The following is an 11,439-nucleotide window of genomic DNA, read 5'->3' on the forward strand; positions in this document are numbered from 1 at the left end:
GCCCACTCCTTGAGGTTCATACACAGATCATAACGCACACTCAAACACGCACATGCACACTAGAGTTCACTCCCTGCCGAGCAGTTCACCACCCCGGCCCCTTCCGGGCGGCCATCGGCCGTTTCGGCGTCAGCGCAGGCCGGAGGCGTCGAACACGGCCCGTGCGGCATCGGTGTCGGCGTCCGCCATCCCGGCGCACAGTCCGTCGAGTTCCAGGGTTCCGGTCCGGAGCAGTCCGCTCTCCCGGGAGCGGCGCGCGCCCCGTTCCAACTCGTGCCGGATCAGCGGGTTCAGATAGAGCGTCAGGGGATCGACCTCGGCCCGGTGACCCTCGGCGTCCCGCAGTACGACGCGCTGGGCGATGCCGCCGCGCCGGGCGATCCGGGTGAGGAGATCCGTACGGACGCGGTGTTCGCGGACGAGCCCCCGGACCCGGAGCCAGTCGTGGCCGACGGTGACCCGGGGCGGGTAGAGCACGGCGAAGAGGAGGGCCGCGAGCCCGCACCACAGGGCGGAGCGGGGCGCGTCGAGGGTGCCGCCGCCGAGGTCGACGATATGCAGCAGGACCAGCAGGGCGAGGGCGCAGAAGGCGGCGGCCCACAGATCGTGGGTCCATCTCCGGTCCTCGGCGAGCACCTCCCCGCCGTCGTCGCCCGTGCCGGGACCGGCCGCCGCGCCCTCCCGGCGCTCTCCGTGCGGCCCGTGATCACCGTGGTTCTTCCGGTTCCCGTGTTCCCCGTGGTTCCCGTGTTCTCCCGGCCCACCGGCGCGGCGCTGAGATTCCATGGCCGGGAGCGTAGGCCCGGTGGGGGCCTCCGTCCGCCGTTCCGCCGGGTCGCTGACGACTTCCGTATGTCCGCGTCAATATCGCGTGAAGAGGGATGCGTCGGACGCCAGGGATATGACAAGAGGGCGCGCGCCGGGAAATGCCCGCCCCCACGCTGGGGGCGGCCCGGGTCACCGGGGTCGCTTCCGAAGGGGGATCACCTCGATGACCAGTAGTTCCACGGCGTACGGCGGCGCCGGAAAGGGGTCCGGGGAGCCCTGCCCGGCGATCGGCGGCCGGACCGGTTCGGCGGATCAACGGCCGGTACGGCCACCGGATCCGGTGGCTCCGGCGACCGTCGCCGCGCCGCCGCCGGGCCGGGGAACGCGGCCGGAACCGGACGGAGCGCCGGACTCCGTACCGGAACCCGGGTCTGAGCGAGGCGGTGGCGGAGGTGATGAACGAGGCGGCGACCGGGGCGAGCGGCACCGGCTGACCGCCGTCCAGGGGCTGGCCGCGCTCTCCCTCGACGCCATGGCGTCGGTGGCGTACGGGCCCGAGGCGATCGTGCTGGTCCTCGCGGCGGCCGGGGCCACCGGGCTCGGCTACACCCTGCCCGTGACACTGGCCATCGCCGCCCTGCTGGCGGTCCTGGTGGCGTCGTACCGGCAGGTGATCGCCGCGTTCCCGGACGGCGGCGGATCGTACGCGGTGGCCCGGCGCCATCTCGGCAGACGTACGTCCCTGACGGCGGCGGCGTCCCTCGTCCTCGACTACGTCCTGAACGTCGCCGTCTCCGTGACGGCCGGGGTCGCGGCCCTCACCTCCGCCTTCCCCGGCCTCCACGAACACCGGCTCGGGCTCTGCCTCGGCGTCCTGGTCCTGGTCACGGCGGTCAATCTGCGGGGCATCGTCGACTCGGCGAAGGCGTTCGTCGTCCCCACGGCGGTCTTCGTCGGCTCCGTCCTGACACTGATCGCGGTGGGCCTCTTCCGGGATGGGCCGGTCTCCACGGAGGCGGCGGCCGGACACGCCACCGTCCTCGGCGACGACGCCACCACCGTCGGCGCGCTGCTGCTGCTCAAGGCGTTCGCCTCCGGGTGCTCGGCACTGACCGGGGTGGAGGCGGTGGCCAACGCCGTACCGTCGTTCCGGGCGCCCGCCGCCCGCAACGCCCAGCGGACGGAGATCGCGCTCGGCGTGCTCCTCGGGGTGATGCTGATCGGGCTCTCCGTCCTCATCGGCCGGTTCCACCTCCAGCCGGTGGAAGGCGTGACGGTCCTCGCCCAGCTCGCGGACGCGTCACTCGGCCACGGCTGGGGCTTCTACGTCGTCCAGTTCGCCACCGTCGTCCTGCTGGCGCTGGCCGCGAACACGTCCTTCGGCGGGCTGCCCGTACTGATGTCGCTACTGGCCCGCGACAACTATCTGCCGCATGTCTTCCGGCTGAAGGCGGACCGCGAGGTGCACCGGTACGGGGTGGTGGCGCTGGCCGCCGTCGCCGCGCTGCTGCTGGCCTTCTCCGGCGGGGACACCAACACCCTCGTCCCGCTCTTCGCCATCGGCGTCTTCGTCGGCTTCACCATCTGCCAGACCGGGATGGTGGTCCGCTGGCGGGCCCTGCGGTCACCCGGCTGGGCGCGAAAGGCGGCACTCAACGGGCTCGGGGCGGCACTGACCGGGGTGAGCGCGGTGGTCGTGACGGCGACGAAGTTCACCGAGGGAGCCTGGCTGATCGTGCTGGCGCTGCCCGCGCTCGTCCTGCTCTTCGAACGGGTGCACCGGGCCTACGGGCGGATCGACGACCGGCTCGGCCTCGGCCGGGTCCCGGCGGCGCCCCACCGCGACCGGTCACTCGTCATCGTCCCCGTCTCCCACCTGTCCCGGCTCACCCGCGAGGCGCTCAACGCGGCGGTCTCCCTCGGCGACGAGGTACGGGCGGTGACCGTCACCCACCCCGGTACGGAGGACCGGGAGGCGGCAGGGGCGCTGCGGCGGGACTGGGAACGCTGGAACCCCGGGGTGGACCTGGTGGAGCTGCACTCCGAACACCGGACGATCGGGCGGCCGGTGGCCGAGTACGTACGGCGGGTCTACAAGTACCACCCGCAGACCCGGGTCACGGTCCTCATCCCGGAGCTGGAGCCGGAACGGCTGTGGCAGCGGCTGCTGCAGAACCAGCGGGGGGCGGTACTGGCGCACGCGGTGCGGCGGGACACGGAGGCGGTGATCTGCCGCCTGCGCTTCCGCGTGGGCGCCTCCCCTTGAGGGCCCCGCGCCCCTCGGCCCCGCCGCGCCGTGGGCCCGGTGGGCGGCCCTCACTCGTCATCGCCGGCCGCGCCGTCGTGGGCGACGGGGCCCCAGCGCCTCGGCCCTCCCGAGCCAGGCCCCGACAACCCGGCCCCGCCCGGCGACTTCCTGTGGTTCGCGGTCTGCGGACCGTGGCTGGCTGGTCGCGCAGTTCCGCCCCCTATGCCTTCGGCAATGGGGGGACCCCCAGCGCCTCGGCCCTCCCGAGCACCGTCCGCGCCGTCTGTCCTGCCGGGCCGGGGCACCCCTGGCGCCTGCGACCCGGTGGTGGGCTGGTCGCGCAGTTCCCCGCGCCCCTGGTTGCCCTCCTGACCGCCCTGCGAAGAGGCAGGCCCATCTCTCACCGGAGGCGGGCCCCCTTTTCAGCGGCAGTGCCGGGAAGAGCATTTAGGGGCGCGGGGAACTACGCGAACAGCCACGACGGTGGTGCAGACCGCGAACAACATTAGGCCGCCGGGCGGGACCCGGGGTTGTGGGCCTCACCCGGAGGGCCAAGGCGCTGGGGGTCCCCCCATCGCCGAAGGCATAGGGGGAGGAACTGCGCGACAAGCCACCCACCGGGCCGCAGGCGCGAGCAACATCAGGCCGCCGGGCGCGGCGGGCGCGGGTCTTGAGGAGGGGAACGTTTCGTCAGGGTGTCGCCTCCGCGGGGGCGCCGCCGCGTAAGAGCGCGGCGCCCAGCGGCGTCAGGGTGTGCAGCACCGCGTTGCCGTGGCGGAGTGTGAGGACCAGGCCCGCCTCCCGCAGGACCGCCGCGTGCTGGCTCGCGGAGGCGAGGGAGACGCCCGCCCTGCGGGCCAGCTCGCTCGTGGTGCAGCCGTACCGGATCGCCTGGAGTATCGCGGAGCGGGTATGGCCGACGAGCCGTCCGAGGGAGGGCGCCAGGGCTCCGGCGGTCTCGCCGAAGACGGGGTCGGGCGAATGGGCGACGGGATAGACGAGGACCGGCGGCAGACCGGCGTCCCGGAGCACGACGGGGGTGTCGCGGCAGAAGAAGGACGGCTGGAGCAGCAGCCCCCTGCCGTCGAGCCGGATCTCCCGGTCCACGGGATAGTCCGCTTCCAGTACGGGCGCGCGCCAGCGCAGCACGGGCGGCAGCGAGCAGAGGAGTTCGGCGGCTCCCCCGTCGAGCAGCGCCCGGCCGCGGACGGCGCGGTCGGCTTCGACTCTGGCTTGAATGTGTGCCCAGTACGGTTCCACCGCGGCCCGGTGGTAACTGCGGAGGGTGGTCAGCAGCCGGGACATCGGCGAGGAGAGCCCTTCGGCGAGCCCGGCGACCACGGGCGGGGTGGTAACCCCCGCCGTACCGGCGGGCAGGGCGGACTCGGGCACCTGTACGGGCTGCCCAGCAGGTCCCGCGGGTCCGGTCGGCGCCCCCGGTGCACGTGCGGCGGCACGGGCGGACGCACGTGATGCTGACGCGAGAGTCAGTTCGGAATGCAGCCGCACCGGCGGGGTCGCCTGTATCGCGGCGAGCCCCGATTCCAGGCCGCCGCCCGCTTCGGGCGGGGTCAGGAAGTCCGGAAAATAACCCCGTGGTGGTACCAGTGCCGCCAGCAGGCTTGTTTCACCATTCAACCGCGTCCGGGTTTCCGACCGCCATTCCCCGAACATCACCGCACGTCGGCGCTCCCGCAATCGATGAAAACTGAGAATGGTCTCCCACAGGACATCCGGCTTTGCCGCCATTCTCACTCTGGCCAGATCGTCGCCGGTGAAATGGATACGGAGCACTGAACCCCCACTGTTGCACGAGCAATCGCCCCCTACCACTGAGTATGCACCCCATCACAACCGGTTACCACGGAGTTTCAGCCAGAGTTGAAAAGCCTCGCCCGGGACCGGTGCGAACCGAAAGGCTGTACCGCGTCGGGCAGGTTCCTTCTGTCTCCGATGGACGACGCGAAGACCGTGGGGGGCTTTGCATCGTCCGGCGGCGGGTGACAGAAGGTGCGGCTCCCTGTCCGGCCGGGGTAATGGGGCGCGGCCCGGGGATGGGGATCCACGGGCCGCGCCCCGCCCGTGCGGCCGGGCGGAATCTCATCGTCCGTTCATTTCCGGCCCGGCCCGCAAAGCCGAATTCGGCAACGACATTTCAGAAGTCGCGCTAACCGCGGCACGAACGCGCGCAATGAGAAGAGACGAAGGAGCGGGCGCCCCGCACATGGCGCCCGCTCCTTCCGTTCTGGGTTCCGGGACCGCCGCCGTCCGTTGAGGGATGGGTTGCGGACGGCGACGGCCCCGGGGTTCGAAGGTCAGCGCGAATCGCTGCCCTGCGACTGGATCGCCGCCCGCCCGGCCTCCAGCCGGGCCACCGGGATCCGGAACGGCGAGCAGGAGACGTAGTCCAGACCCACCTCGTGGAAGAAGTGCACCGACTCGGGGTCACCGCCGTGCTCGCCGCAGACGCCGAGTTTCAGCCCGGGGCGGGTGGCCCGGCCGGCCTCGACGGCGCTGCGTACCAGTGACCCGACGCCGTCCCGGTCGATCGTCTCGAACGGGGAGACCCCGAAGATCCCCTTCTCCAGGTAGGCGGTGAAGAAGCTGGCCTCCACGTCGTCGCGTGAGAATCCCCACACGGTCTGGGTGAGGTCGTTGGTGCCGAAGCTGAAGAACTCGGCGGCCTCGGCGATCTGCGCGGCCGTCAGCGCGGCCCGCGGCAGTTCGATCATCGTGCCCAGGGCGAGCTTGAGGGCGACGCCGGTGGCAGCCTCGACCTCGGCGATCACCGTCTCGGCCTCGTCCCGGACGATCTCCAGCTCCTGCACCGTACCGACCAGCGGGATCATGATCTCGGCGCGCGGGTCGCCCTTGGCGTCCTTGCGGGCGGCGGCGGCCTCGGCGATCGCCCGTACCTGCATGGCGAAGAGTCCGGGGATGACCAGTCCGAGCCGGACGCCGCGCAGCCCCAGCATCGGGTTCTGCTCGTGCAGCCGGTGGACGGCCTGGAGCAGCCGCAGATCGTTCTCGTTGTGGTCCTTGCGGGCCTCGGCGAGGGCGACCCGGACCGAGAGTTCGGTGATGTCGGGCAGGAACTCGTGGAGCGGCGGGTCCAGCAGCCGGACCGTCACCGGCAGTCCGTCCATCGCCTCGAACAGCTCGACGAAGTCCTTCCGCTGGAGCGGCAGCAGCTTCTCCAGTGCCTCGGCCCGCTCGTCGTCGTGGTCGGCCAGGATCAGCCGCTCCACCATCTCGCGCCGCTCACCGAGGAACATGTGCTCGGTCCGGCAGAGCCCGATGCCCTGGGCGCCGAACCGGCGGGCGCGCAGGGCGTCCTCGGCGTTGTCGGCGTTGGCCCGTACCCGCAGCCTGCGGACCCGGTCGGCGTAGGCCATCACCCGGTGGACGGCGACGACGAGTTCGTCGGCGTCGTCGGCGCCCGCGTGCATCCGGCCCTCGAAGTACTCCACCACCGGGGACGGCACCACGGGTACCTCGCCCAGGTACACCTTGCCGGTGGAGCCGTCGATGGAGACCAGGTCGCCCTCCTCCACCACGGTCCCGCCGACGGTCATCCGCCGCCGCTTGGTGTCGACCTCCAGGTCCTCGGCGCCGCAGACACAGGTCTTGCCCATACCGCGGGCGACCACGGCCGCGTGCGAGGTCTTGCCGCCGCGCGAGGTCAGGATGCCCTCGGCGGCGATCATCCCGTCCAGGTCGTCGGGGTTGGTCTCCCGGCGGATCAGGATGACCTGCTCGCCGGAGCGGGACCACTTGACGGCGGTGTACGAGTCGAAGACGGCCTTGCCGACGGCGGCGCCGGGCGAGGCGGCGATACCCCGGCCGAGCAGCTCCACCTCGGCCTGGTCGTCGAAGCGGGGGAACATCAGCTGGGCGAGCTGGGCGCCGTTGACCCGCTTCAGGGCCTCGGCCTCGTCGATCAGCCCCTGGTCCACCAGCTGGGTGGCGATCCGGAAGGCGGCGCCCGCGGTCCGCTTGCCGACCCGGGTCTGGAGCATCCAGAGCCGGCCCTGCTCGATGGTGAACTCGATGTCGCAGAGGTCGAGGTAGTGGTTCTCCAGCGTCTCCATGATCTTCATCAGCTGGTCGTACGACGCCTTGTCGATGCCCTCCAGATCGGCCAGCGGCACGGTGTTGCGGATGCCCGCGACCACGTCCTCGCCCTGGGCGTTCTGGAGGTAGTCGCCGTAGACGCCCTGCTGGCCGCTGGCCGGGTCGCGGGTGAAGGCGACCCCCGTACCGGAGTCGGGGCCGAGATTGCCGAAGACCATCGAGCAGACGTTGACGGCGGTGCCCAGCTCGTTGGGGATCCGCTCCTGGCGGCGGTAGAGCCGGGCCCGGTCGCCGTTCCAGGAGTCGAAGACCGCGGTGATCGCGAGATCCATCTGCTCCCGGGGGTCCTGCGGGAAGTCCCGGCCCGCCTCGGTCTTGACGATCTTCTTGAAGTGCTTGACCAGCTTCTTCAGATCAGCCGCGTCGAGATCGGTGTCGACGCCGACGCCCTTGGTGGCCTTGGCCTCCTCCAGGGCCTCCTCGAAGAGGTCGCCGTCCACCCCGAGCACGGTCTTGCCGAACATCTGGATCAGCCTGCGGTACGAGTCCCAGGCGAACCGTTCGTCGCCCGCCTGCCCGGCGAGACCGGTCACCGAGGCGTCCGAGAGGCCGATGTTGAGAACGGTGTCCATCATCCCGGGCATGGAGAACTTGGCGCCGGAGCGGACCGAGACCAGCAGCGGGTCACCGGGGTCGCCGAGCCGCTTGCCCATCCGGCTCTCCAGGGCGTCGAGGTGCGCACTCACCTCGGCCCGGAGCGCCGGGGGCTCCTCCCCGCTGTCGAGGTAGACCTTGCACGCCTCGGTGGTGATGGTGAAGCCCGGAGGGACGGGCAGCCCGAGGTTGGTCATCTCGGCGAGGTTGGCGCCCTTGCCACCGAGCAGGTCCTTGAGGTCCTTGTTCCCCTCGGTGAAGTCGTAGACGAACTTCTGATCGCGGAGATCCTGATTTTCCGACACGGCTCTCGACCCTTCGAGGCTCGGTGGCTGCCCTGACGGCGAGGAACATACCCAGATCGAAGGCGTCTGGGTACGTCCACTTGGCCGTCATACGGACGTAACCACTCGTCCGCCACCGGATCGAAAGTCAACTGACGGGCAGGCGTCTTTACTCGTCCCGTTCACCCCTTGAACGCATCACCACGGCATGCCACGGAACGGCCGATCTTCGGCACGGAGGGTGATCGGTTCGGCGACACTCCGAACCCAGCCGGGGTGGCACGGAGTGCCACTCCTGCGAGTTCTGCAACCGCCCCCAAAACGCTCATCTGAGCGAGGGGCTTATCAAGGGTGGCGAGAATCACGCACCGAGGAGGGGCGTCGTTCCGTCATCCGGACGACGCGCCGTACGCGTCCGGCCCGGCCCGAAACGCGTCCGGGCGGCCCCCGAGAGGGCCGCCCGGCGTTCGGAACGGAGAAGGTGCGGAGGGGTCCGGAGGGTACGCGGGGGTACGAAGGGACAGCGGACCGCCTCAGCCGCCCGAGGTGTCCAGTTCGGCCTCGGCGCCGACTCCGGCGCAGTCGTACGGATCCTTCAGCCAGCCGTCCGGCAGCACCACCCGGTTGTTGCCGGAGGTCCGCCCGCGCGGCCCGTCGGCGCCCTCGGGCCACGGCTGGTCGAGATCGAGCAGCCCGAGCCCCTCGTCCAGCTCGGCCAGGGACGAGGTGATCGCCAGCCGCTTGCGCATCTCGGAACCGACGGAGAACCCCTTCAGATACCAGGCGACGTGCTTACGGAAGTCGATCACGCCCCGGGACTCGTCCCCGATCCACTCCCCCAGCAGCTCGGCATGGCGGCGCATCACGGCCGCCACCTCGCGCAGGGTCGGCGCGACCCGTTCCGTACCGCCCTCGAAGGCGGTGACGAGATCCCGGAACAGCCAGGGCCGTCCCAGACAGCCGCGCCCCACGACGACCCCGTCGCAGCCGGTCTCGCGGACCATCCGGAGCGCGTCGTCGGCGGACCAGATGTCGCCGTTGCCCAGGACCGGAATCTCCGGGACGTGCTCCTTCAGCCGGGCGATCGCCGACCAGTCGGCGGTGCCGCCGTAATGCTGGGCGGCGGTCCTGCCGTGCAGCGCGATCGCCGTGACGCCCTCGTCGACCGCGATCCGGCCCGCGTCCAGGAACGTCAGATGGTCGTCGTCGATGCCCTTGCGCATCTTCATCGTCACCGGCAGGGCGCCCGCGTTGCCGACCGCCTCGCGCAGGATCGCCCGCAGCAGGGGCCGCTTGTACGGCAGGGCTGAGCCGCCGCCCTTACGGGTGACCTTGGGAACCGGGCAGCCGAAGTTGAGATCGATGTGGTCCGCGAGGTCCTCGTCGACGATCATCCGTACGGCCTTGCCGACGGTGACCGGGTCGACCCCGTACAGCTGGATCGAGCGCGGCGTCTCCGTCGCGTCGAAGTGGATCAGCTGCATGGTCTTGTCGTTCCGCTCGACCAGCGCCCTGGTGGTGATCATCTCGCTCACGAAGAGGCCCTTGCCGCCGCTGAACTCCCGGCACAAGGTCCGGAAGGGGGCATTGGTGATCCCGGCCATCGGGGCGAGCACGACCGGCGGGCGGACCGTGTGCGGACCGATGGCGAGCGCCTCGGCGGGCGCGGTCCCGGCCCCGGGGGCGGGGACGGCCGCCGCCGGGGGCGCGGGGGGCGTGGCGAGGGTGGTCATCGGTCCATTGTCGCGTATGGCGCACACGGCGCGGCGCGGTTGATCGGTCAACCGTACGATCGGGCTATGCCTGTGTCCCGGCTCACATCCCGGCGGCGCCTGCTCGTGCTGGGCATCTGCTGTATGAGCCTGCTGATCGTCAGTCTCGACAACACGATCCTCAATGTGGCGCTGCCGTCGATCGGGCGCGAGATGGACGCCTCCGTCTCCGGACTCCAGTGGACCATCGACGCGTACACCCTGGTCCTGGCGTCCCTGCTGATGCTCGCCGGATCGACAGCCGACCGGATCGGCCGCCGCCGGGTCTTCCTCGCGGGCCTCGCGCTCTTCACCCTCGGCTCGGCCCTCTGCTCGGTCGCCCCGAGCCTGGAGCTGCTGGTGGTCTTCCGGATGGTGCAGGCGGTCGGCGGCTCGATGCTCAACCCCGTCGCCATGTCGATCATCACCAATACCTTCACCGACCCGGTGGAACGGGCCCGCGCGATCGGGATCTGGGGCGGGGTGGTCGGAATCTCGATGGCCGCGGGCCCGCTGGTCGGCGGGGTACTGGTGGACTCGGTCGGCTGGCGCTCGATCTTCTGGGTCAATATCCCGGTCGGGCTGCTCGCCCTGCTGTTGACCGTCCGCTACGTCCCCGAGTCCCGGGCGCCCCGGCCCCGGCGCTTCGACCCGGTCGGCCAACTGCTGGTCATCGCCCTGCTGGGAGCCACCACCTACGCGATCATCGAAAAGGACGCGGTCGCGGGAGTGATCGCGCTCGGCGCGCTGGCGGGGGTGCTGTGGTACGAGCCCCGACGCCGGGAGCCCCTGATCGATCTGCGGTTCTTCCGCAGCGCGCCGTTCAGCGGCGCCACGGTGATCGCGATCGCCGCCTTCGCCGCACTGGGCGGCTTCCTCTTCCTCAACACCCTCTACCTCCAGGACGTCCGCGGCTACGACGCCCTGCACGCCGGGCTCTACACCCTGCCGATGGCGGCGGTGACCCTGGTGGCCGCGCCGCTGGCCGGCCGTCTGGTGGGGGCGGTCGGACCCCGGACGCCGCTGCTGATCGCCGGGGTGACGATGGCGGCGAGCGGGGTGCTCTTCGCGGCCTTCGACGCGGCGTCCTCGAACACCCTGCTCTTCACCGGATACGTGCTGTTCGGCGTCGGGTTCGGCATGGTGAACGCGCCGATCACCAATACGGCGGTCTCCGGGATGCCGCGCGCCCAGGCCGGGGTGGCGGCGGCGGTCGCCTCCACCAGCCGCCAGATCGGCCAGACCCTCGGGGTCGCGGTGATCGGTACGGTGCTGGCGGCGGGCGTCACGATCAGCCTCGGGACGGCCGCGCGAAGCGCCGATTACGCGGCACGGTTCGCCGCGGCGAGCCGTCCGGCGTGGTGGATCATCGCGGGCTGCGGACTGCTGGTCCTGCTGGTCGGCGCGGCGACGACGGGCCGCTGGGCGCGGGGCACGGCACTCGGCTGCGCGGACCGGCTCGCGTCCCCGGACCCCGCCGCCTCCCGGGTAACCGGGTGACGGGCCCCTCCCGAAGCCGGGCCGCGCCCGGCAGCCTGATGTTGTTCGCGGTCTGCGGACCGCCTGTGGCTTGTCGCGCAGTTCCCCGCGCCCCTAAATGCTCTCCCCAGCACCGCCCCTGAAAAGAGGGCCCCGCCTTTCCACGAGGACGGCAAGAGAG

The 11,439-nt window shown here is 71.4% G+C and carries 6 protein-coding genes; 2 read left to right on the top strand and 4 right to left on the bottom strand.

Translation table 11 applies throughout. The annotated features are described in order from the left end of the window. Positions 1–129: 129 nt before the first annotated feature. Positions 130–786, bottom strand: coding sequence for a hypothetical protein (locus AB0G74_RS33500; RefSeq protein WP_361154264.1), 657 nt, complete (start codon positions 784–786; stop codon positions 130–132). Positions 787–991: 205 nt separating this feature from the next. Between AB0G74_RS33500 and AB0G74_RS33505 the strand changes: the two genes are divergently transcribed. Continuing rightward, positions 992–3,034 carry an APC family permease gene (locus tag AB0G74_RS33505; protein WP_361154266.1) on the top strand — a complete coding sequence of 681 codons (2,043 nt, stop codon included), beginning with the start codon at positions 992–994 and terminating at the stop codon, positions 3,032–3,034. A gap of 672 nt (positions 3,035–3,706) precedes the next feature. Here the strand turns inward: AB0G74_RS33505 and AB0G74_RS33510 are convergent. The 3 genes from AB0G74_RS33510 to dusB all read right to left on the bottom strand — a co-directional run bounded on the left by AB0G74_RS33510 (position 3,707) and on the right by dusB (position 9,761). Further along, positions 3,707–4,810, bottom strand: coding sequence for a helix-turn-helix domain-containing protein (locus AB0G74_RS33510; protein WP_361154268.1), 1,104 nt, complete (start codon positions 4,808–4,810; stop codon positions 3,707–3,709). 521 nt (positions 4,811–5,331) lie between these two features. Continuing rightward, positions 5,332–8,049: a pyruvate, phosphate dikinase gene (gene ppdK / locus AB0G74_RS33515; RefSeq protein ID WP_361154271.1), complete on the bottom strand. Its 2,718-nt coding sequence runs from the start codon at positions 8,047–8,049 to the stop codon at positions 5,332–5,334. Between the two features lie 512 nt (positions 8,050–8,561). Then, on the bottom strand, positions 8,562–9,761 hold the full coding sequence (dusB, locus tag AB0G74_RS33520; RefSeq protein ID WP_361154274.1) for a tRNA dihydrouridine synthase DusB: 1,200 nt from the start codon (positions 9,759–9,761) through the stop codon (positions 8,562–8,564). 72 nt (positions 9,762–9,833) lie between these two features. On the opposite strand from dusB, the gene AB0G74_RS33525 reads away from it, so the two are divergent. Next, entirely contained in the window at positions 9,834–11,279 is a 1,446-nt protein-coding gene (locus tag AB0G74_RS33525; protein WP_361154276.1) for an MFS transporter, read from the top strand. Positions 11,280–11,439 lie beyond the last annotated feature (160 nt).

Source organism: Streptomyces sp. NPDC020875 (assembly GCF_040641415.1).
Classification (GTDB): domain Bacteria; phylum Actinomycetota; class Actinomycetes; order Streptomycetales; family Streptomycetaceae; genus Streptomyces.